Origin of the sequence: Dactylosporangium sp. NBC_01737 (assembly GCF_035963215.1) — a bacterium.
Taxonomy (GTDB): domain Bacteria; phylum Actinomycetota; class Actinomycetes; order Mycobacteriales; family Micromonosporaceae; genus Dactylosporangium.
Map to the genome: position 1 here is coordinate 8292633 of NZ_CP109153.1, position 21988 is coordinate 8314620.

Below are 21988 nucleotides of genomic sequence, written 5' to 3' on the forward strand. Positions count from 1 at the left end.
CGGTCAGACCGCGCTGCGGTGCTTGACGGTGAGCTGCTCGATCTCCGGCACGACCTCGTTGGGGCTGGGCAGGGCCAGGATCTCCGCGCGCAGGTCCGCGGCGCGGGCGGCGAACGACGGCTCGGTGAGCAGCCGCACCACGGCGTCGCGGATGCCGGCGCCGGTCGCGCCCGCGGTCGGGATGTCCAGCCCCGCGCCGTGCGCGGTGAGTTTCCGGGCCAGGATCGGCTGGTCGAAGTGGTAGTGCACGGACAGCTGCGGCACCGGGTGCAGCGCGGTGGTGGCGATGGTGGCCGCCCCGCCGTGCTGCACGACCGCGGAGCAGGTCGGTGCGAGCGCCTGCCACGGCACGTACGGCACGACGGTGGTGTTGGCCGGGATCGCGCCCAGCGCCTCGCGTTCGGCGTCGGCGACGGTGGCGACGAGGTGGATGTCGAGGTCGGCGAACGCGTCGAGGACCTCCCGCATCGAGATCGTGTACCCGTTGTAGATCTCGGTGGCGGACAGGCCCATGGTGAGCGCGACGCGCGGCCTCGCCGGCGGCTCCCGCAGCCACTTCGGCACGACGGCCGCGCCGCCGTAGGGCACGTAGCGCATCCGCAGGTAGCGCAGGCCTGGCGCCTCGTCCTGCAGCGTCAGCGGGAACTGGTCGAGCGTGAAGTGCCCGGTGAACATGTCCTCGCTCGCCTCGAACCCGAAGCGCCGCCCGTACCCGGCGAACCAGTCCATGATCGGGTCCCGGGGTTGCGTCGCGGCGGCGTTGAGCGCGCGGTAGGTCTGGCGTACCCCGCCGAACACGTCGATGCCGAACAGCAGCCGGGCGTGCGCGGCGCCGCACGCCTTGGCCGCGATCGGCCCGGCGAACGTCATCGGCTCCCAGATCACCAGGTCCGGCCGCCACGCGCGGGCGAAGTCGACCAGGTCGTTGACGATCGGGAAGTTCTGCGGCTTGTGCCAGCTGTTGAGCGCCTCGGCGAGGCCCGTGGACAGATAGTCCCAGGTAGCCTTCTCCGGGTGGTCGAAGGCGTCGTAGGGCGAGAGGATGCCGACGCGCATCTCGGCGCGGACCTCCGGGCGGTGGGCGGTGATCCGCCACGGGTTGCGGTCGCTGCCAACCGGCACCGCCGTCAGGCCAGCCTGGGTGATGACACCGGCGAAGGCGGGCTGGCTGGCGACGCGGACCTCGTGCCCGGCGGTGCGCAGCGCCCACGCCGTCGCCGCCATGTACTGGAAGATGGTCTTCTCGGGGTTGATCACGAACAGCACCCGCATCACACCGCTCCGTTCGTCAGCGCCAGCGCTTCGAGCCGGGGCACGAGCGCGTTGGGTGTCGGCAGGGCGAGCAGTTCGTCGCGCACCCGTCGCGCGCCTGCCCGGAACTGCGGCTCCCGCAGCAGCCGCTGTACCGCTTCCCGCACGACCGGGCCGGTGGCCTTCGTGGCGTGCACCGCCAGCGCCGTGCCCATGTCCACGAGGCCGTCGGCGAGGGCCGGTTCGTCGAAGTGGTACGGCAGCACCAGCTGCGGCACGGCGTTGAGGGCGGTGGTCGACAGGGTGCCGAAGCCGGCGTGGTGGATGACCACGGCGCAGGTCGGCACGAGCGCGGTCAGCGGCACGAACGACACCAGCCGCGCGTTGGCCGGCACCCGGGCGAGCCTGCGCTGCTCGCGTTCCGGCACGGTCGCCACGACCTCGACGTCGAGGTCGGCGAGGGAGTCCAGGATGTCCTGCACGTCGACCGCGAAGCCGTCGAAGCGCTCGGTGGCCACGAGGCCGAGGGTGAGCGCGACGCGGGGCCGGGCCGGGGGAGTGCGCAGCCAGGCGGGGATCGTCGCGGGCCCGCCGTACGGCGTGTACCGCATCGGGACGTAGTCCACGTCCGGCGACTCGATGCGCAGCGCCGCGGGCAGCTGGTCGATCGTGAACTGTCCGGTGATCATGTCCTCGGTGAAGTCGGCGCCGAACGATCGCGCGTAGGCGCCGAGCCACTCCGCCATCGGGTCGGTCCCGTCCTGCATCAGCCGCAGGTAGTGGTGGCGGGTCACGCCGTAGATGTCGTGGCTGAACATGATGCGGCCGTGCGCGGCGCCGCACGCCTTCGCCGCGATCGACCCGGCGTAGGTGCTCGGCTCCCACAGCACCAGGTCCGGCCGCCACGCCTGGGCGAAGGCCACCAGGTCCGGGATCATCGGTACGTTCTCGACCTTGTGCCAGTCCTTCACCTGACGCTTGAACCCGTCGCGCAGGTACTCCCAGGACATGTCCTGCGGGCGCTGCTCGACGACGTCGTACGGCATCGGCAGGCCGGTGCGGTCGCTGGTGTACCAGTCCGGCGCGAGCTCCAGCATCCGGGCAGGGTCGCGGTACCGCCCGACGGAGACCGCGGTGAGCCCGGCCCTGGTGATCTCCTCGACGAACGCGGGCTGGCTGGCGAAGACGACGTCGTGCCCGGCGGTGCGCAGCGCCCACGCCAGGGGCGCCATCGCCAGGAAGTGGGTGCGTTCGGCATACGTGACGAACAGAACCCTCATGCCGTCACCTCCGCTGCGCTCCGGCGCCGGCCTGAGGGCGACGCTGCACTGCTGATTCGCGGCTCCTCGCTGCGCTGCGGGCCGCTCATGCCGTCACCTCCGCTGCGCTCCGGCGCCGGCCTGAGGGCGACGCTGCACTGCTGATTCGCGGCTCCTCGCTGCGCTGCGGGCCGCTCATGCCGTCACCTGCGCTGCGCTCCGGCGCCGGCCTGAGGGCGACGCTGCACTGCTGATTCGCGGCTCCTCGCTGCGCTGCGGGCCGCTCATGCCGTCACCTGCGCTGCGCTCCGGCGCCGGCCTGAGGGCGACGCTGCACTGCTGATTCGCGGCTCCTCGCTGCGCTGCGGGCCGCTCATGCCGTCACCTGCGCTGCGCTCCGGCGCCGGCCTGAGGGCGACGCTGCACTGCTGATTCGCGGCTCCTCGCTGCGCTGCGGGCCGCTCATGACCTTTCCTCGTCCCGCACCGTGGCCACGGCCAGGCGGTCCAGGCCGTCGGACAGGCCGATCCGGGGCGTCCAGTGCGCGGCGGCGCAGAACGCCGACGGGTCCAGCACGAAGTCGATCGCGTCGGTCGGCATCGAATGGGCGGCCGGCGGCACCGGCACGACCGGCACCGGCGGCTGCCCGGTGTGCGTGGACACGACCTTCGCGATCGTGCCGAACAGGTCGGCGATGCTGATGCCGACGCCGGTCCCGATCAGCCAGTGCCGGCCCTCCAGGGCCTCGGCGTGGTCGATGGCGGCCACGAACGCGTCCGCCGCGTCGTCGACGCAGAGCAGGTCGCGCAGCATCGTGCCGTCGTGCCACACGGTCAGCGGCTGCCCCGCGATCGCCCGGCGGACCATGCTCGCCGCGACCCCGCGGTCCAGGCCCACCGGATCGGTGCCCTGGCTGTAGATCGTGGCCAGGCGCAGCGTCACACCGCGCAGCAGGCCGTCCGCGTGTGCGGCCTCCAGGGCCTGCTCGCCGGCGAGCTTCTGCCGGTCGTACGCGGTCAGCGGCGCGTCGGGTTCGGTGCCGTCGATGCGGGGCAGGCTGCTGCGGCCGGCCTGCGACATGGACCCGGCGAACAGCACCAGCGGCGGCCGGGGCCGTTGCTGGGCCCGCACCGCGTCGATGAGGTCGTGGACCAGGCCGAGGTTCACCTTCTCCGCGACCGGGTCGTCGGCGGCGACCCGCCAGCTGCTGGGGCCCTCGATGAAGGCGACGAGATGGATGACGACGTCGGCGCCGTCGATCGCGGCGGCGAGCGCGCCGGGCGCGGTGAGGTCGACGGCGCGCACCTCCACGTCGGCGCGGGCGCCGGGCGGCACGACCGCCGGGCGGCGCCCGACCAGGCGCAGCCGCACCGGCCGGTCGGCCAGCCGCCGGGTCAGCGCGGTGCCGACCAGGCCTGACGCGCCGAGCACCGCGATCAGCGGCGGGGTGCCGGGACTCTCCACGAACTCCTCCAAGGACTCAGGCCGGCGCGACACGCCACTGCAACGGCTCCGGGAGGATGCCGTCGAGATCCTCGTCGACGTGCCTCTCCCAATCGGCGCGTTCGATCTGGAACGTGTGCAGGTCCCACAACTGACCGCGGAAATACAGATGGTCGTCGAGCACGGCGCGGATTCCCGTGCCGCCGAGAGTGAGGCCGAATGCGCTGAAACTCGCCTCGGTCGTCTGCGCGATCACCTTGTCGATGTTGAACATCGCGAATGCGTAGTTGAGCAGCAGGTGAATTGCCTCGGAGCCGACACCCATCCGCGCCCTGAGGGGGTCGAGATAAATGCCGCACCGGATGTGTCCGGCCGGGTCGAGCCCGTGCAGCGTACTGAACCCGAGCACCGTTGCGCTATCACGACGATGCACGAGAAATGCGGCGTCGAGGATTTTGAACATTCCGGCGGTGGTCGCGGCAGGGCGGAAGCTCTCCAGCCCGGTGCGCAGCAGCGTGGCGAGGAAGACGGTGTGGTCGTGCATCGTGGCGGGTCGCAGCTCGAGGCGGCGCGACACGGTGTGCGGGAAGATCACTCGACGGCGTCCGTTTCTTCGAAGGAGGTTCCTGGGGCGGGCCGCGTCCCGCTGGCGGGACGCGGTGGTGGCGTCAGGCGTGCGCCGTGTCCGGGGTCTGCACGGCGGTGACGGCGCGGGTGTTGTCCCAGCTCATCTCGCCGATCGGGGCCGGCAGACCGTCGACCTCGGCGAGGTCGGCGGCGGTGAGCTGCAACTGGGTGGCGGCGGCGTTCTCCTCCAGCCAGCGCCGGTGCCGGGTGCCCGGGATCGGCACCACGTTGTCGCCCTGGTCGAGGACCCAGGCGATGGCGACCTGCGCGGGCGTCGCGCCGTGCCGGTCGGCGATGCGGCGCAGGCCGTCGATGATCGCCCGGTTGGCGTCCATCGCCTCCGGCGTGAACCGGGGGTCCCGGCTGCGCGAGTCGTCCTCGGGCAGCCGCACCCGCTCCAGCACGCCGGTGAGGAAACCCCGGCCGACCGGCGCGAACGCGAGGAACCCGACGCTGTTCTTGCGGCACCACGGCAGCACGTCCTCCAGGCTCGCCGTGCACCACACCGACAGCTCGTACTGCACGGCGGTGACCGGGAAGAGCGCGTGCACCTGCTCCAGCTCGTCCGGGGTCGCGTGTGAGATGCCCAGGCCACGCACCTTGCCGGCGGTGACCAGCTCGCTCAGCGCGCCCCACGTCTCGGCCAGCGGCACCGCCGGGTCGACCCGGTGCAGCTGGTACAGATCGATGGTGTCGACCTGCAGCCGGCGCAGCGACGCGTCGCAGGCCCGTCGGATGTGCTCCGGCCGGCCGTCCCGGCTGAACTTGCCGTCCGGCCCGCTGACCAGGCCGCACTTCGTGGCGACGCGCACCTGGTCGGCGTACGGCCGCAGGGCCCTGCCGAGCAGTTCCTCGTTGGTGAACGGCCCGTAGACGTCCGCGGTGTCGAACAGGTCGATGCCGAGTTCGACGGCGCGGCGGATGACCCGCACCGACTCCTCGTCGTCGCGTTCGTCGCGGTCCAGTGGTTGATAACCGTGTGACATCGAACTGCAGCCGAGCCCGATAGCGCTCACCGAAAAGCCATCGACGAATTGTGTCTTCCGCATGTCTACCCGCAAATCTACCCGTGTGGGCGATCGAGGTTCGTCAGGACGAGACGGCCGGACCGCGCGAATGGACGGGCGCGCTCGACACCGGCGGTGCGGTTCGGATCGTCACCAATGAGGCCGCGTTCGCGCAATAAGCGGCGGAGAATTCTTTCAGCCGGTTGACCGGCCGGGCCCCGGTTCGAGAAAATCACCGATCAGCGCCGGATCCGCATCGTTGACAAATGCGACGGCCTGGTCCATGCCGATGTCCGGTGCCTGATAGAACTTGAATCCCGCGGCGGTCGACACGCGGACCGTCAGCAGCCCCAGCATCCGCTGCACGATCGTCTCTCGCATCGTCCAGCCGATCACGGAGCGGGTCTGCAGCGCCGCCGTGGAGCGCGTCGCGAGGCCGCAGCGCAGGACGATGTACGGCCCGACGATCCCGTGCCCGAGCGTGCGGTACGCGACCCGGGCGAACTGCAGGGTGACCGGCGTGAGGCACAGCGCCGCGATCCACGTCCAGGACGGAACCCCGCCGAGGGCGTCCATCCAGGCGAGCATCCCGGCCAGGAACGCCGGCACGAACAGCGCCCAGAACACCCGCCGGACCAGCGCGCCACGCGCGTGCCGGCGCAGCGGCGCCTCCATCGGCAGGTACCCGTCGTCCAGCACCAGCGCGGCGACCCGCCGGGCCTCGCTCACCGGGCCGCGCGGCAGGATCGCGCTGGCCGGCTCCTTGCCCGAGACCCAGCCGGCCAGCCCGGTGGAGATGACCTCGGTCTCGGCCAGGCCGCACCACCGCCAGAACAGCGGCTCGCTGAAGTGGATGCCGCGCAGGCGGGCGTCGTCGCGGTAGATCTCGCGGGTCTGCAGCAGGCCCTGACGGGTCAGCAGCGCGCTGCCGTGCTCGGTCTGGGTGCGCAGCAGCACGAAGCCCCAGTTGTCGGTCACGAAGCCGATGGCCAGGCCGCACACGCCGAGCAGCCAGGTGCCGGCGACCGCGACCACGATCGACCAGCCGAGGCCGAGCCCGTCCCAGTCCACGACGCGGCGCAGGATGTCGGCGAGGTTCACCCCGACGAGCTGCAGCAGCCAGAACGTGCTCCACAGCAGGAACGCGGCGACCAGGAACGCCCACGCGTTGACGAGGTTGTAGAAGATCCACCGCCAGCGCAGCCGCGCGATGACGGTGTCGCCGTCCTCGGTGACCTCCACCTCGGTCTCGGCCGCCGGGGGCGCCGCGACGGCGCCCATCAGGTCGTGGCGCAGCTGCCGGGCCATCGCGACGGACAGCGCGTCGAGCTTGAACGACGGGGTCGCCTCGCCCGAGCCGATCAGCACGATGCGCAGCCCGGCGACGCGGTGCCGCAGCCGTGCGTGCATGTCGACGCTGCGGATGCGGTCGCGCGGCACGAACCGGAAGCTGGTGAACCACACGCCGGTGCGCTGCTCGACGCGCTCCGGGGTGATCCGGTACCAGGTGCGCCACCACCGGATCAGGTCACCGACGGCACCCACGACGCCCAGCGCCGTGGTGACGATCGCGGTCCAGATGGAGAACGTGTCGAACCCGAGATGGAACACGCCCATGGTGACCGCGGTCGGGATCAACGACAGCACCAGCATCACCAGGTCGACGTAGACGACCCGGATGTCCAGCCGCCGCCACGGGACGTCATCGTCCGGCTGCGGTACGTCGGTCTCGGGCCGGGCCTGCAACGAGGGCGCCGGGCTCACGTCGCGTCCCACGGGGTGCTCTGGGTGACCTCGGTGAGCCGCTGCGCGGCGTCGGCGGCGACCTTCGCGTCCAGGCCACGCACCACGATCCCGCCCTCCCTCGCCGCGGTGGTCACCTTCAGCGTGGCCAGGCCGAGCAGCGCCTGCAGCGGGCCGCGGTGGGTGTTGACGCTCTGGATGCGCGAGATGGGCGTGATCCGCCACTCCCTGGTGATCCAGCCGTTGAGCGCGTAGACCGCCATGTCGGTGTACTCCCACCGGTGCACGAGGTACCGCCAGGTCGGCATCGCCAGGATGTTGATCGTCGAGGTCACCGACAGCAGGATCAGCACCGGGTAGACATAGGGCCGCGAGGCGTCCCACAACGTGTAGGTCAGGCCGAGACCGCCGACCAGGACCGCCGCCGAGAGCATGGCGTTGAGCGTCCACAGGGCAATGGCCCGGCGCTCGACCCGGTGCCGCGGCGGCCGCAGCCGCAACGGTGCTTCCATGATTTCCTGGCGCGGTAGCGCTTCAGTCATGGCCGACATGCTGCATCAGCCCGTGTCCCATTTACAAGAAAACGTCCGGCGCAAATGAAACGGGTCCCGGCCGATGGTCGGCCGGGACCCGCAGACAACTCCGTGCCCCGTGGCGTGGTATTCAGTGCGCCCCGTTGATTGCTGCGGTTTCCAGAGCCTGGGTCGCCGCATTGTCCAGACACGACACGATCCACGCCAGCAGATCCTTGTCGGCCCGTTCGGCGGCCTCCTGCCACCGCTGTTTCTGCCCGGTCTCCAGCTGCACCTGCAGGCTCACGCTCTCCACGTCGCGGGTGCGCCCGTCGCGGCGGTACTGGATCTGCCGGCGCAGCTCGTTGCGCGACCAGCCCTGCACCTCCGCCGCCAGCAGCAGCTCGTCCTGGTCGGCCTCCGGCAGGCTGGCGACCTCGGCATGATGCTGGAAGCTGAGCTTCTCGCGGCGCCGCTTGGGGGTGAACCGCCGGGCCACCCACGCGTAGTTGCGCAGGGTCTGGTAGTCCAGCGACGTCTCCGCGATCGCGTGCCGGTACCGGTCGGGGTACTGCGCCTGGCCGTAGATGAGCCAGTCACCGAGCCACCACGCGGACGAATCGGAGATGACAAAGATCTGCCGTCCCAGATTGCGCCACGCGTTGATCGGCATCCCGTCGGGAATACTGAGGGTCGTCCGCTTGGTCATTGCTTTTCCGTCGACAGCGAATCGCCCGTTGTTGTTGAGCGTCTGCGGCGCGCCGTTGTGCAGCGCGACCGATTCCCGGCCCGTCGATGCTCTTTCCGTCCGCGCGGACGGGTGGTCCATGCGGTTGACGTTCGTCATTCACCACCATCGCAATCGGATGCGTGCATCCTCGCCAAAGCTGACCAATCGATCGAGATCCTTTCAGTCCGGCTCTCGACGTTTGCCAGACGACCGCTAGACGACGCCTAAACGCGGAGGTGCGAACCGTTGATTCCGTTGTGACGGGGTCGCGGCGAGGTGTCCCGCTGGCGGGACGCGGGCAGGGATCCGCACGTCAGGGCCGGTGCGTGCGGCTGCGGGTGCCGGTTCAGAAGAAGTGGCCGACAGAGTCGAGCTGCCGGGCGTAGGCGAACACGAGGGTGTTCATGCGGAAGTGGTCCGGCAGCGGCTCGTGCACCAGGTTGGCGTCGACGAGGGTGTTCATCGCGTGCCGGACCAGCCGGGGACCGGCCTCGATGAGCTCGGCGGCGTCCTGCAGCGTCAGCTCCGCGCCCGCGCCGGTGCCCAGTGCCCGGAACAGCTGCGCGGCGTCGGCGGGCAGCGCCCGGTAGGACCAGTCGAAGACCGACCGCAGCGACGTCTCCTCGTCGCCGGGCACGTCGAGGTTGCCGAACAGGTTGCACTCGGTGAACTCGGCCATCGCCACCTTCGGCGACGGCGCGCTGTTGATCCGGGCGGCCGCGATCCGCAGCGCGAGCGGCAGCCGCGCGCAGGCGGCCACGACGTTGCGCACCACCGGGTACTCCCGCGCAGTGAACGGCTGCCCCACGATCCGGCTGAAGAGGCTGATCGCCTCCTCCTCCTGCATCACGTCGAGCGTGACCCGCCGGGCGCCGTCCCGCACGGCGAGCCCGGCCAGCGAGTATCGGCTGGTGACCACGATGACACTCGACGATCCGCCGGGCAGCAGCGGCCGCACCTGCTCGACCGAGCGGGCGTTGTCGAGCAGGATGAACAGCCGCCGGCGGGCGGTGAGGCTGCGGTACAGCGCGCTCTGCTGCTCGGCGTCGTCGCTGCCGGTCCGGGCCGCGCCCAGCGCCGCCAGCAGGTGCCGCAGCGCCGCCGCCGGCGACATCGGCCGGGCCGCGTGCGCGAAGCCGTGCAGGTCCAGGTGCAGCTGCCCGTCGGGGAACCGCCGGGCGAGGGTGTGTCCGAGGTGGACCGCGAGGGCCGACTTGCCGACCCCCGGCCCGCCGCTGAGCACGATGACCCCGGACTCGCCCGTGGTCTGCGCGGCCGTCACCAGGTCGTTGAGCTTGCGCAGCTCGGCGGTGCGCCCGGTGAAGCCGGCCACGTCCCGGACGAGCTGCGCGGGCCGCGGCGGCCGGCGCCGGCGGCGTCGCGGCGTCGCGGGCGGCGGTGGCCGGCGCGGCGGTGCGCTGCGCCGGGACCTGCTGACGGTGCTGCTCGCGGCGCAGGATGCCCTGGTACAGCTCCTGCAGCTCCTCGCTGGGCTCGATGCCCAGCTCGTCGGCGAGGACCGCCCGCACGTCGTGGTATTCGGTGAGCACGTCGGCCTGCCGGCCCAGCCGCAGATAGCACTGCATGAGCATCAGCCGCAGCCGCTCCCGCAGCGGGTTGCGGCGGGCCAGCCCGAACAGCTCACCGACGAGGTCGGCGTGCTGGCCCAGCTTCAGCAGGATCTCCGCCCGGTCCTCCATCGCGACCAGCCGCAGCTCACTCAGCCGGGTGCGCTCGGTGGCGACGAACGGGCCGGCGGCGCCGCCGTAGGCCGTGCCCCGCCACAGCGCGAGCGCGCCGTCGAGCTCACCGACGGCGCTGTGCAGCGCACCGGCGCCGTGCAGCCGCCGGGCCTCGGTCAGGTGCTCCTCGAAGCGCCGCTGGTCGACCTGCCCCGGCGGAAGCACCAGCATGTAGCCGGAGCCCTCCGACAGCAGCATCTCCGCCGGCGCGCGCTGCGCCCGGGACGGCTCCAGCGCGCCGCGCAGGCGCCCCACGTACGTGTAGACGCTGTTGATCGCGGTCGCCGGCGCGTCGATGCCCCAGACCGCGTCGACCAGCTCCTCGCGGCTGACGACCCGCCCGGTGTTGGCGGCGAGGGTCGCGAACAGGGCGAGCTGCCGCGGCGAACCGAGGTCGACGTCGCGCCCTCCGGTGCTGACGGTGATCGGACCGAGCAGCCGGACCTCCGTCTTCTCGATCCCTGTCGGCTCCACACACGGCATGAGTCCCCCGGCCCGTCCCGTCAGCACCGTTGCACGGGGCCCGAGACTATCAATCAGTTTCAATCACCAAACAGTTGCTCGGAGCGTGTGTGACCGTTCGTCACGTCACTCGTGGTGGATCGCCTTCAGCACGTCCATGCGAGCGGCCCGCCAGGCCGGCCAGATGGCCGCGACGACGCCGATGACAATCGCGCTGAGCAGGTACAGGGCGAGCCGGACGGCGTCGATGTCGAGCACCTCGATGCCCTCGCCGGCCAGGACCCGCTGGGTGGCCACGCCCAGGCCGACGCCGAGCAGCAGCCCGAGCGCGGCACCGAACACGGCGATGACCACGGACTCGTAGCGGATCATCGCCCGCACCTGCCGGCGCTTCATGCCGACCGCGCGCAGCAGGCCGATCTCCCGGGTACGCTCGACGACCGCGAGACCCAGGGTGTTGACGATGCCGACGGCGGCGATCGCGATGGACAGCAGCAACAGCACCATGATGACGTTGAGTGCCTGGTCGATGTCGGCGCGGGCGTCGTCCTTGGCGTCCTGGCGGTCCTTGAGCTGGATGTTCGGGTAGGCCTTGAGCACCTGCCGCACGCCGTCACCGGCCGCGGCGAGCCGGGCGTCGTCGATGTCGACGAACGCCCGCTGGATGAGCGTCGCCGTGGTGTGCGCGCCGTAGCCGGCCGGTGCGATGAGGTAGGGCCGGTTGAGCACCTGGTTGTCGGCGAAGAGCCCGGCGACGGTGAACGTCACCGCGGTGCCGTCGGGGTAGCGCCCGGGGATCGTGCTGCCGACCTTCCAGCCCCGCTGGTCCGCGACCGTCTTCTGGACGAGCAGCTGGTCGGCGCCGAGGGTGGTGGCGCCGTCGGTCACCTTGAGGCGGACCGGCACCGTGAGCGCGGCCGGGTCGGCGACGGTCACCGACGCCTCCTCGTCGCCCAGCCGCACCGTGCCGGACCGCACCGGCACGACACCGCGCACCCCCGGCACGGCGGCGACCCGGTCGACGGCGTCGGCGCTGAAGCCGGTGAGCCCGCGCGGGTCCATCGAGAAGTCGGCGCCGAACTGGGCGTCGAGGCGCTTGTCGACGGACGCGCTCATCGAACCGGCCACGACCGTCGCGAGGGACACCAGCGCGAGCCCCACCATGAGCGCCGAGGCGGTCGCCGCGGTGCGGCGCGGGTCGCGGCGGGCGTTCTCCACGCCGAGCCGGCCGATCGCCCCGGCGACCAGGCCGATCGGCCAGCCCAACAGCCGCGTCACGGGCCGGCTCAGCACCGGGCTGAGCACGACCGCTGCGAGGAAGAGCAGGACACCGCCGATGACGACGAGCCCGGAGCCGTCCTCGCCGCCGCTGGACAGCCCGCCGGCCAGGGCGAGGCCGCCGATGACCGCCGGAATCAGCCCGAGGACCGTGCGCCGCCGCATCCCGCGCGGCGCCGGGGTGCCCCCGTCACGCAACGCCGCCACCGGCGGGATCTTTGCGGCCCGGCGGGCCGGCAGGTAGGCGGCCAGCACCGTCACCAGCAACCCGACCACGTAGGACCACAGCACGGTGCCCGGCTCGATCACCGGCGCCCGGTCCGGCAGCGTGGTGCCGAACCGTTCGAACAGCAGCCGCAGGACCAGCGACACCCCGACGCCGGCGGCGAGGCCCAGCGTGCTACCGACCAGCCCGATGCCGATCGCCTCGCCGAGCACGGCCCTGGTCACCTGGGCCCGGCTCGCGCCGACCGCGCGCAGCAGCGCCATCTCCCGGGTCCGCTGCGCGACGAGCATCGTGAACGTGTTGAAGATGATGAACGACCCGACCAGGACGGAGATCCCGGCGAACGCGAGCAGGAAGCGGCCCAGCACGTCGAAGATGCCCTGGATCTCCTTCTTGGTGTCCTGCGCCTGCTCCTGCGCGGTCTTGACCTCGTACTGCGCCGGCAGCGCGGCGGTGAGCTGGTCGGCGAGCTGCCGCGGGGTCACGCCGTCGCGCGGCCGCACCCAGATCGCGGAGTAGTGGCCGGGGCTGGTGAGCATCTGCTGCGCCACGTCGGGGGCGAAGCCGACGAACGTGACGGCGTCGCCGAGCTGGTCCTCGCCGAGGTCGTAGATGCCGACGACCCGCATGCTCTTCTCGGCGCGCTCGGTCACCACGGTCAGCTCGTCGCCGACGGCGATGCGGCCCTCGGTCGCGGTGTGCGTCTCCACCACCAGCTCCGTGTCGCCGACCGGCTTGCGCCCGGCGATGAGCTTGACGGTCGACTTGGAGCCGGGCCGCTCGACGTACTCCCGGCCGAGGTGTGCGGCGTTGTCCCCGCCGACGATGGTGCCGTCGGCCGTCAGGATCGCGGCGTACCCCTCGGTCGCGCCGAGCCACGCCTGCGCCCCCGGGACCTGCTGGACGGTCTGCCCGAGCGACTCGGGGATGTAGACCTGCGGGGTGCCCTCGCCGGTGAACGTCTGCTTCGGGTAGACGAACACCTCGCGGGCGCTGTCCAGGCCGGAGAACGTCGAGTCGAAGCTGCGGGAGGCCGTGTCGCGGAAGATCATGGTGCCGGCGACGAAGGAGACGCCGAGCAGCACGGCGACCGCGGTGAACATCAGCCGCAGCCGGTGCGCGGCGAGGCTGCGCAGGGTCAGCTTCAGCATCATCGGCCGGTCTCCGGCTCTTGCGGTTCGGTCATCTCCGGCTCCTAGCTGTTGCCGTCGGCAATGGTCGTCGGGCACGGCGGTGCCGCCGGGGGCGCGTCCCGGCTGTCGCGTTCGGTGGGTCCTGCGCAGTCTGGCACCGGCACACGGCGTGTGGCGAGAGCGGCGGGACACTTCGGGTCCTAAGTGGACAGCGATTTCGACGAAAGATGACCCCCCTTGCGGCGGCGTCGACTTTCGGCGACTAGGCGCGGGCGTGCGCACCGTCCTAGCGTCGAGCCATGGCGAACGAGCGTCCCACCGTGCTGGGCTTCCCCGTCATCGACCGGCTGGTCATCTATCTCGGCGTCCCCGCGCTGTTCGTGCTCGTCGGCACCGCGCTGCCGTTCGTGGCCCGGTGGATGCTGAGCTGGGGCACGGCCCTGCCGCTGCGCCCGGCGTTCCGCGTGGTGGGCGCGGTCGACAACTGGTGGAAGGTCGCGGTCAACGTGGCGATCTGGCTGGTGTTCGGCCTCGTCGTCGCGCTCACGGCGAAGAACGAGTCGGCCGTGGTGACCCTCACCGCCGGCGAGGTGCGCTTCGGCCTCGGCGACAAGGCGACCACCGTGGCCCGCGCCGACGTCGCCGCGGTCTTCGCCGACGGCAAGCGTCTCGTCGTGCTCGACCAGGAGTCCCGCCAGGTCTTCCGCGAGCGCACCCAGGCGTCGCACCAGGTCCTCGCGGCCGCGTTCCGCGAGCACGGGTATCCGTGGCAGGACGGCGACCCGTACGACGCGCTGTTCCGGCCGTGGACACCCGGTGCCCCGGACCTCCCGTCCGAGGTCGACAGCGTGCTCAGCGCCCGGGAGTCGGCGCTGAAGAAGAAGGCCGCCAAGGAGGCGGGGGAGCTGCGCGACGTGGCGCAGAAACTCGGCTACGTGGTGCGCGACCAGGGCACCCGCCAGGACTGGCGGCCGCTCGTGCGCTCCTGACGCCGGGTGACACGCCGCCCTCCGCGATGCGGCACGACCGGCGGCGGTGACGGATAGCATGACTGCGCACGATGTCCATCGGACATCCGCGACACCTGTGGCGTCTTCCGCCGGCAAGGAGCTGATCGACCAGCATGGGCAAGCATCCGTTCCCGGCCGAGGAGTTCCACGCCATCTACAGCAGGGTGCCGCGACTGACCGTCGAGGTGGTCTGCCTGACCGACCGGGGCGTCGTGCTCACCCGCCGTTCGATCGAGCCCTGCGTCGGCCAGTGGCACCTGCCCGGCGGCACCGTCCGCTTCGGCGAGCACCTGCGCGACGCGGTGGCACGCGTCGCCCACGACGAGCTGGGCGTGCACGTCGACGTCGGCCGGCAGATCGGCTACATCGAATACCCCGTCATGCTCGGCAACGGCTACCAGGGCTGGCCGGTCGGCATCGCCTTCGAGGTGAGCGTCGCCGGCGGCGAGCTGATCGGCGGCGACCAGTCCGACCACGTCGGTTGTTTCCGGTCGGTGCCCCCGGACACGCTGGTGGAGCAGGGCGACTTCCTGCGCGGATACCTGGCCGGCGCGTTCGTGGGGTCCTGACCGGTGAACCGGTCCGTGCCGGCGTGGTTGGCCCGGCTGGCGCCGATCGTCTCGCTGGCCCTGTTCGCCCCGTGGGTCGCGGAGTATCTTGTCGGCTCGCACACCGTCGTCGACCTGCCCCTGATCGTGTTCCTGGTGCCGCTGTACGGCGGTGGTGCGCTGCTGGTGCGGGAGCTGGCCCGGCGCACCGGCCGGGGCTGGCCGACGATCCTGCTGCTGGGCCTGGCCTACGGCGTCATCGAGGCGGGCCTGATCGACCAGTCGCTGTTCAACCCCAGCTACCAGGGACAGGACTTCCAGAGCATCGCCCACGTGCCCGGGCTGTCGATGAGCGCCTTCTGGGGCATGGTCTTCATCGCCGGGCACGCGATCTGGAGCATCGGCGCGCCGATCGCGTTCGTCGAGTCGTTCCTCGGCGCGCGGCGGCACGCGCCGTGGACCAACGGCTTCGGACTCGCGCTGGTGGCGCTGCTGTACCTGCTCGGCTGCTGGCTGGTCTTCGCCGACCTGCGCAGCACCGAGGGGTTCCAGGCCTCGCCGCTGCAGCTCGGCGCCGCCGCCGTCACGGCCGTCGCGCTGATCGTCGCCGCGTTCGCGGTGCAGCGCCGCGCCGCACCGGTCCGCGTGACGCCGTCGCGTCTCGTCGCCGCACCCCACGCCACGGGCCGGCTGTGGCCGCCGCACTGGGGCGTCGTGCTCGGGCTGTCCTTCGTTGCGTCGCTGGTGCTGTGGATCCCCGGCACCTGGCTCGGCGTCGCCTGCAGCGCCGTGCTCCTCGGCGGCGCCACGGTCCTGGCGCTGCGCTGGTCGCGGAGCCGCCGCTGGAGCCCGGTGCACGTCCTCGCGATCGCCGACGGTGCGCTGCTGACCTACGCGGTCAACGGGTTCAACCTGCACCCGTGGCGGCGGCTGCCACACCGGGCGGAGGTGCTCAGCGACGTGACGTTCGCCGTCGTCACGGTCGCCCTGGTCGCCCTGTCACTGTGGTGGCAGCGCCGCCGCTGGCAGCGCATGACGGCCGCCCGGAGCCTACACGGCCTTGGGTAGCGGGCAACGGTCGGCGACGGTGGCCGGGCTGACGCCGGGCGACACGTGCCGCAGCTCGCCGGCCAGGCTCGCCAGCGGCACCTGCGGGTGCACCCCGATCCAGGCCGCCACCGCGACCAGCGCCCGCGGCAGCCCCGCGCACCAGTCGATGAGCTCGCCCACCGCGGCCGGCTCCGCGAGCATCCGGTCCCGGCCGAGGCGACCGGCCAGCAGCCTGCGCGACTCCCGAGCCGTCAACGGGTCGATCGTGAGGACCCGGGCGCCCCACGCCGCGACGAGGTCCGGCAGCGGACCGCGGCTGGTCACCACCGTCGCGCAGTCCGCACCGCCGGGCAGCAGCGGCCGCACCTCCTCGGCGCAACCGCCGGCGTCGTCGAGCACGATGAGCATCCGCCTGCCGTCCAGCAGGCTGCGGAACAGCGCCGAGGCGTCGTCGAGGTCGTGGGGGACCTGCCCGCGCGGCACCCCCAGGGCGGACAGGAACCGCTGCAGCACCTGCAGCGGACCGAGCGGCGTGGCGGTGCTTCCGGCCAGGTCCGCGAAGAGCTGCCCGTCGGGGAACCGGTCCCGGGCGCGGCGCGCCCACTGGATCGTCATGGCGGTCTTGCCCACGCCGCCCGCGCCGGTGACGATCGTCGGCCCGGTGCGGCTCATGACGAGCGCGTCGAGCCAGACGAGCGCCTCGAACCGGCCGACGAAGTCGGCCACGTGCCCGGGCAGCTGCGCCGGGAGGGCCGCCGCCGCGGGGCGCGCGCCCGGCCCCGGCGTGCTGCGCGCGAGGCCGCCGCCGCGTCCGTGGGCCACCTGGAAGCCCGGCCTGCTCGGGGTGGACTGCTCGGTGCGGTCGCCGTCGGCGCGGCCGGCGGCGGCGCGTCCGTTGTCGGCGCGGCCGCGCAGGACCAGTTCGTGCGTGTGGGACAGGGCGGAGCCCGGTTCCTGCCCGAGCTCGGTGAGCAGGCGGTGCCGGGTGCTCTGGTACACGTCGACCGCCTCGGCGCTGCGCCCCTGCCGGTGCAGCGCGAGCATGAGCAGTTGCGCCGCGCGCTCCCGCAACGGATGCGTGGCGACGAATTCGGTCAACTCTCCGAGCAGCCCCCGCGCCAGCTCGGCGTCCTGCCGTACCACCAGTTCGATGCCTAAACACTGCTCCCAGGTGGACAGCCGCCGCTCGTTGAGCGCGGCCACCGCCGGGGTGAGCGCCGGCGCGTCCAGCCCGGCGAGGGCAGGCCCACGCCACAGCGAGAGCGCCTGGCGTAACAAGGCGATCCGGCGCCGGCTGTTCTCCGGCTGCACCCCCGCCTCGGCGAGCGTCGCGTCGAACGTGAGCGTGTCGAGCCGGCACTCGTTCGTGACCAGACGATACGTGTCGCCCGACAGTTCGATCAGTCCATCGTGGGCACCGGCCGCCCGCAGCGCGTTGCGCAGCCCCGCCATGACACCGTGGACCTGGCGCCGGACCCCGGCCGGCTCATCGGTCCAGACCGCCGCGGCCAGCCGGTCGACCGGCACCGCCTGCCCGGCGTCGAGCAGCAGCGCGGCGAGCGCCCGCTCCTGACGCCGGTCGAGCGGTTCGTGTGGCTGGGCCCCGCGCACCTGCAGGCGCAGCGGTCCGAGCACCAGGAATTCAACGTCTACCTTGGACGACACGTGTCGCCTCCGGATGTTGAGAGGGGCACGAATGAAGGACCAGCGACACACTTCCATGCACACATCGACGTGTCGACATGCTCAGCGCGCTGTCAGGTGACCTTGAGGAAATCTTGAGGGGACACCGTCCGTGCTTGTTTCTGCCGCTATATCGCGGCGGTATCGCGGACGTGTCGCCACGATGTCACAGGTATATCGCGGCACGGAATCGCGGGGTTTTCATTGTGCGGGAGGCCGCCCGTTTCCGCTGCTCCATCCCTTCCCGCCGGCCGTGCGCGGCACCGTGCCAAATCCAGGGAACCCGAGAAAAGTTCGCAGCAATCCGCGCTCTCGGTTCGATTCTGGTGGATGCACGGCGGTTCGGCTCCGCACCTGAAGGTTCGGCTCAGTCTTGCACTATGAGGCGGTCTTGAGTGTTGTCGCAATGTGTTGATGTTTGTTCGGTTGCGCGGCGCAGTCGCGGCCGAACAGGCCGCGTACTGGATGGCACAGGGCATGCGGCGCTGGCTGAACCTTCCCGCCCGTGCAGTCCCGCGCACTACCGGCGCCGCCGGCCGACGGAAGCGCTGTTCTTCGGTGTCACGGGTCCGCTACTGTGCGGCAGATGCGGGCTCGGCTGATGACCTACACCGATGCTGTTCAACTTCTTGATGGAACAGACAGCCCGATCGTCAACGTTGTCGGCAGACTGGCTGGCATTGGTGCGGCCGCGGTGACGACGGCGAGCGCCGGCACCGTTGACTTCTTCGCGTTGCGCGACGAGCTGGTCCGTTGGGGCAACAACGTTGTCGGGACGCTGCGTGAGCGAGTGCGAGGGTTGCACAGACTGGATCGCACTGAACGGCTTGTAGCGGCACACGCTGTGCTGGTCGTGACCGCTTTTTACCAGGCGCTGGAGGAGTCGCTCAAGGAGCATCCAGACTTCGACCTGCATCTGGCCCGGCTCACGCGACCCGAGCAGGTGTCGTTGGCGACCGGCACGTGGCCGGGACATACGTATTCGCAGCTCATCAACGCCTTGATGAACTCTCCGCTGCCGATACCGGCAGCACACCGACCCTTCGAACAAACAGTCTCGGAACTGGACGAGTTCTACAGGAATCTCGCCCGCTCCCTACGTGACTTCCTGCAAGGCCTCAGCGCGTATGCGGGGCGGAGCCGCGAAGTCGACGAGCTGTTCCAATCGATGCGGTCGCAGCTCATCGCGCTCTCGGTGCAGCGATACCGCGCGGGTTACCTCACGCTGGCCGGACAGGTTCCGGAGTTCGCAGTGTGGACGGCGCAGGTGGACGCGCAAGCGACAAGGGCGTTGTTCCGTGCGACGTCCAGCGAGCTCGGCGAACGGCTGACGAACCTTGCGGTCAGCATGCAGGGCATTGCGCAACTCCTGGGTGACATGGGCACGGGCGCCGTAGTCGACCAGCAGCGTGGCCACCTTGCCCTGCGCTACCGAACGGCACTGGACCGGCCGGTGCTTTCCAGCGCGCAGGCTCCGGCACATGTGATCCTTCCGACGCTGGCAGAGGGCTATGTCAACCCGCGCGGGCGCGTGGCTACGGCTGGCCGTAACGATCTGCCGGCGACCGAGTCGTGGTGGCATGACAAGCCTGAGCTTGCAGACCTGCAGGCGTTCATGGCCGGCCATCTCACCAGCCCGATTGCAACCGGCATTCCGTTGGTCCTTCTGGGCCAGCCGGGGTCGGGGAAATCTGCGCTGACAAAGGTGCTCGCAGGTCGGCTCCCGGCCGCTGACTTCGTTGTTGTGCGGGTCGAACTGCGTGCAGTGCCCAGCGACCAGTCGATACAACGCCAGATCGAGGAGGCGATGTACCAGACGCTCGGCGCGCGGGTCGGCTGGTCCGACCTGAGGCAGCGTGCCGAGACTGCGCTGCTGGTGGTCCTGCTCGACGGTTTCGACGAGCTGCTGCAGGCGACGGGTCTGAATCATGCTGACTACCTGGAGAGGGTGCAGGAGTTCCAGGAACGGGAGGCCGAGCTGGGCCGGCCGGTTGCTGTCGTGGTGACCAGCCGGATTGTGGTTGCAGATCGGATGCGGTTCCCCGACGGCACGGTAGTGGTTCGGCTGGAACCGTTCGACGAAGCGCAAGCACAACAGTGGCTGGCAATCTGGAACAGGGCCAACACTCCTCGTCTTGCTGCTCGATCGTTGCTGCCGCTGCAGCTGGACGCTGTTTGGGCGCACCGCGAGTTGGCGTGTCAGCCGCTGTTGTTGCTGCTGCTGGCGCTCTACGACGCCGGCGACAACGCCCTGCAGCGACTGGAGGCCGGAATTGGGCGGGTCGAGCTTTACACCAGACTGTTCGACGATTTCGCCGCTCGTGAGGTCGACAAGCATGCGAGCTGGCAGACCGGGTCAACGCGACGATCGGCGATCGAGGCCGAATGGCGAAGACTGTCGGCGGTTGCCGTCGCGATGCTGAATCGTGGCAGTGACGTAATTACCGAGGCGGACCTTGAGGCAGACCTTTCCAGCCTTCTGTCACCCGAGGATCTGGTGCTCGACACGGCAACGTCCACCAGTCGTGCTTTGACGGCTGGGCAGCTGCTCACGGGGCGGTTCTTCTTCATCCACGAATCGCAGGCCACGCGGGACACCGGTGCGCCTGAGAGGAGCTTCGAGTTCCTGCACGCAACGTTCGGCGAGTTCCTGGCCGCAAGGCGGATCATCGATGCATTGGTTGATCTTGCAGAGGAGCGGGAGCAGCGACTGCGTCGCCGGCACTCCAGCTTCGACGCGGGCTATTTCTATGCACTCGCGTCATTTGCCACCATTACTCGGCGCGGTCCGCTGCGGGACTTCTGCCACGGCTTGCTGGCGCGCCTCAACGACGGCGATCGGCAGAAATGTCGGGAGCTGGTCGTAGCACTGTTCATCGACTCCGGACATGCCCATCCGACGTGGTCGTACAGCGGATATGAGCCTGTCAGGCGACCCGTCGCGGCACGGCACGCCGCGTTCTCGGCCAACCTGCTCTGGCTCGCCGTTGCGCTGGCGACGACCCCCGTCGACGTTGCAGAACTGGTAGGCACTCCGGCCGTTGTGCACTGGCGGCAGCAAGCCCTGTTATGGCAGAGCCAACTGCCTTCCGAGGATCGTCTACAGCTCTGGCAGAACTTCCGAGTCGCATGGCGTCGCGAGGACCTCGGCAGCCGGCTCGAGATTCGCCTCGAAGATCACACGGACGTGTCGCTCTATGAATCATTGCCTTGGCCGCCGGACGAGTCGGCTGCCGTTTTCCAGCCCGACCAAACCTTGGCGCCTGACCTGATAGTGCCGAGCCACACGGACATCGGTCGGGGTCTGCGACGGTCGGCTTTTGTTCAAACCGCCAACGATGTCCGCGAGCATCTCTACGCCATGGCACCGTACTGGCAGACCTTTGGTGACGTGCGGGAACTCACGCAACACGGTCATCCGGTCACAGACGCCCGTGTGCTGCTCCAGTTGCTCCTCACACAAAGCACCGATGTCGGGGCGCAACAGCGTATCGACCTGTTCCATACGGCATTCGGCGCGAGCAGCCATCCGTTCTACCACCAGCTCGTCGGCCGCGCGCTGCTGCATGCAGCCATACATCTGCCGGTCGGCCTGCTGACCTGGACAACTTCGGCCAGCCTGTCGCCCTCGCAGATCGGGCACGCGCTGGGCGCGCTGGACGCGGCGATTACCGGAATGGCGAACGTCCTTCAAGCAGTGGATGCCGACACGGCCGATTACAACGGTGACCACGAAGAATGGGCTGCAGCCATAGGTTCCCCACCCGAACACCTTGCGCGGCTGCTGGAATCCTGGACATCGCTCGACCGTCGTTTCGGGCCATCACGGCTGCCGCCCCGGTGACGCGCGCACGATGGTGGGCAGCGGTGCCCCGTGGCCGCGGCGTTAGGCGGCGCGGATGCTGGGAAAACAGACCGTGGAGAGGGTTCCCGCCGCCACCGGAGGAGGAGTCATGCCAGCGGGTTCGAATGCCAAGCGTGAACGGCAGTACGAGCACATCAAGGCCAGCGCCAAGCGGCGCGGCGAATCGACCGACCGGGCCGAGGAGATCGCCGCCCGGACCGTGAACAAGGAACGCGCCCGCGCCGGCGAGTCCCGGACCGCCAGTCGTTCGTCCACGCACGACGTGTCGTCCGGCCACCGGGGCGGGAAGCGCTCGCACACCGGCGCGCAGGGGCGGACCAGGGAGCAGCTGTACAACGAGGCGAAGCAGCGCAACATCAAGGGCCGTTCGAGCATGAACAAGGCCGAACTCGAACGCGCGCTGTCGCGCTGACCGGTCC

At 70.7% G+C, this 21988-nt stretch carries 16 protein-coding genes and 1 pseudogene; 5 read left to right on the forward strand and 12 right to left on the reverse strand.

Going from position 1 to position 21988, the window contains the following annotated elements:
• Positions 1 to 3 precede the first annotated feature (3 nt).
• The 11 genes and pseudogenes from OHA72_RS37520 to OHA72_RS37570 all read right to left on the reverse strand — a co-directional run bounded on the left by OHA72_RS37520 (position 4) and on the right by OHA72_RS37570 (position 13434).
• Positions 4 to 1272 carry an activator-dependent family glycosyltransferase gene (locus tag OHA72_RS37520; protein WP_327000804.1) on the reverse strand — a complete coding sequence of 423 codons (1269 nt, stop codon included), beginning with the start codon at positions 1270 to 1272 and terminating at the stop codon, positions 4 to 6.
• Entirely contained in the window at positions 1272 to 2531 is a 1260-nt protein-coding gene (locus tag OHA72_RS37525; protein ID WP_327000805.1) for an activator-dependent family glycosyltransferase, read from the reverse strand. Before OHA72_RS37525 ends, OHA72_RS37520 begins: the two co-directional genes overlap by 1 nt.
• A gap of 441 nt (positions 2532 to 2972) precedes the next feature.
• Positions 2973 to 3974, reverse strand: a complete 1002-nt coding sequence (locus tag OHA72_RS37530) for an NAD-dependent epimerase/dehydratase family protein (protein WP_327000806.1) — start codon at positions 3972 to 3974, stop codon at positions 2973 to 2975.
• Positions 3975 to 3990: 16 nt separating this feature from the next.
• Positions 3991 to 4548, reverse strand: a complete 558-nt coding sequence (locus tag OHA72_RS37535; RefSeq protein WP_327000807.1) for a GNAT family N-acetyltransferase — start codon at positions 4546 to 4548, stop codon at positions 3991 to 3993.
• 73 nt (positions 4549 to 4621) lie between these two features.
• On the reverse strand, positions 4622 to 5566 hold the full coding sequence (locus OHA72_RS37540) for an aldo/keto reductase (RefSeq protein ID WP_327000808.1): 945 nt from the start codon (positions 5564 to 5566) through the stop codon (positions 4622 to 4624).
• A gap of 216 nt (positions 5567 to 5782) precedes the next feature.
• Positions 5783 to 7351, reverse strand: a complete 1569-nt coding sequence (locus OHA72_RS37545) for a PH domain-containing protein (protein WP_327000809.1) — start codon at positions 7349 to 7351, stop codon at positions 5783 to 5785.
• The gene (locus OHA72_RS37550; protein ID WP_327000810.1) at positions 7348 to 7872 is read right to left on the reverse strand and encodes a PH domain-containing protein; all 525 of its coding nucleotides are present in this window, start codon (positions 7870 to 7872) and stop codon (positions 7348 to 7350) included. The genes OHA72_RS37545 and OHA72_RS37550 overlap by 4 nt, the downstream gene beginning before the upstream one ends.
• Positions 7873 to 7993: 121 nt before the next feature.
• The gene (locus OHA72_RS37555; RefSeq protein ID WP_327000811.1) at positions 7994 to 8551 is read right to left on the reverse strand and encodes an LmbU family transcriptional regulator; all 558 of its coding nucleotides are present in this window, start codon (positions 8549 to 8551) and stop codon (positions 7994 to 7996) included.
• A gap of 367 nt (positions 8552 to 8918) precedes the next feature.
• Positions 8919 to 9905 (reverse strand): AAA family ATPase, encoded by a 987-nt coding sequence (locus OHA72_RS37560; protein ID WP_327000812.1) that lies wholly within the window; start codon positions 9903 to 9905, stop codon positions 8919 to 8921.
• Positions 9906 to 10086: 181 nt separating this feature from the next.
• Positions 10087 to 10797: pseudogene (locus tag OHA72_RS65060) on the reverse strand (AfsR/SARP family transcriptional regulator); the annotation flags it as partial.
• Between the two features lie 105 nt (positions 10798 to 10902).
• Positions 10903 to 13434 (reverse strand): ABC transporter permease, encoded by a 2532-nt coding sequence (locus OHA72_RS37570; protein ID WP_327000814.1) that lies wholly within the window; start codon positions 13432 to 13434, stop codon positions 10903 to 10905.
• A gap of 278 nt (positions 13435 to 13712) precedes the next feature.
• Between OHA72_RS37570 and OHA72_RS37575 the strand changes: the two genes are divergently transcribed.
• The 3 genes from OHA72_RS37575 (at position 13713) to OHA72_RS37585 (ending at position 16039) form a co-directional block, all read left to right on the forward strand.
• Positions 13713 to 14402: a YqeB family protein gene (locus OHA72_RS37575; protein WP_327000815.1), complete on the forward strand. Its 690-nt coding sequence runs from the start codon at positions 13713 to 13715 to the stop codon at positions 14400 to 14402.
• Positions 14403 to 14536: 134 nt separating this feature from the next.
• Positions 14537 to 14992 (forward strand): NUDIX hydrolase, encoded by a 456-nt coding sequence (locus OHA72_RS37580; protein WP_327000816.1) that lies wholly within the window; start codon positions 14537 to 14539, stop codon positions 14990 to 14992.
• 15 nt (positions 14993 to 15007) lie between these two features.
• Positions 15008 to 16039 carry a hypothetical protein gene (locus OHA72_RS37585; RefSeq protein WP_327000817.1) on the forward strand — a complete coding sequence of 344 codons (1032 nt, stop codon included), beginning with the start codon at positions 15008 to 15010 and terminating at the stop codon, positions 16037 to 16039.
• Here the strand turns inward: OHA72_RS37585 and OHA72_RS37590 are convergent.
• Positions 16022 to 17686 carry an AfsR/SARP family transcriptional regulator gene (locus OHA72_RS37590; protein ID WP_327000818.1) on the reverse strand — a complete coding sequence of 555 codons (1665 nt, stop codon included), beginning with the start codon at positions 17684 to 17686 and terminating at the stop codon, positions 16022 to 16024. The genes OHA72_RS37585 and OHA72_RS37590 overlap by 18 nt on opposite strands.
• Positions 17687 to 18290: 604 nt before the next feature.
• On the opposite strand from OHA72_RS37590, the gene OHA72_RS37595 reads away from it, so the two are divergent.
• The gene (locus OHA72_RS37595) at positions 18291 to 21548 is read left to right on the forward strand and encodes an NACHT domain-containing protein (protein ID WP_327000819.1); all 3258 of its coding nucleotides are present in this window, start codon (positions 18291 to 18293) and stop codon (positions 21546 to 21548) included.
• A gap of 109 nt (positions 21549 to 21657) precedes the next feature.
• A complete protein-coding gene (locus OHA72_RS37600) occupies positions 21658 to 21981 on the forward strand; it encodes a plasmid stabilization protein (RefSeq protein WP_327000820.1) in 324 nt (107 codons plus the stop codon).
• Positions 21982 to 21988: the final 7 nt, after the last annotated feature.

Excerpts from the sequence above, each read along its gene's own strand:
- OHA72_RS37600 (WP_327000820.1), top strand. The coding sequence starts at position 21,658 with ATGCCAGCGGGTTCGAATGCCAAGCGTGAACGGCAGTACGAGCACATC.
- OHA72_RS37595 (WP_327000819.1), top strand. The coding sequence starts at position 18,291 with ATGCGGGCTCGGCTGATGACCTACACCGATGCTGTTCAACTTCTTGAT.
- OHA72_RS37570 (WP_327000814.1), bottom strand. The coding sequence starts at position 13,434 with ATGATGCTGAAGCTGACCCTGCGCAGCCTCGCCGCGCACCGGCTGCGG.
- OHA72_RS37525 (WP_327000805.1), bottom strand. The coding sequence starts at position 2,531 with ATGAGGGTTCTGTTCGTCACGTATGCCGAACGCACCCACTTCCTGGCG.
- OHA72_RS37575 (WP_327000815.1), top strand. The coding sequence starts at position 13,713 with ATGGCGAACGAGCGTCCCACCGTGCTGGGCTTCCCCGTCATCGACCGG.
- OHA72_RS37580 (WP_327000816.1), top strand. The coding sequence starts at position 14,537 with ATGGGCAAGCATCCGTTCCCGGCCGAGGAGTTCCACGCCATCTACAGC.
- OHA72_RS37550 (WP_327000810.1), bottom strand. The coding sequence starts at position 7,872 with ATGACTGAAGCGCTACCGCGCCAGGAAATCATGGAAGCACCGTTGCGG.
- OHA72_RS37540 (WP_327000808.1), bottom strand. The coding sequence starts at position 5,566 with ATGTCACACGGTTATCAACCACTGGACCGCGACGAACGCGACGACGAG.
- OHA72_RS37555 (WP_327000811.1), bottom strand. The coding sequence starts at position 8,551 with ATGACCAAGCGGACGACCCTCAGTATTCCCGACGGGATGCCGATCAAC.
- OHA72_RS37520 (WP_327000804.1), bottom strand. The coding sequence starts at position 1,272 with ATGCGGGTGCTGTTCGTGATCAACCCCGAGAAGACCATCTTCCAGTAC.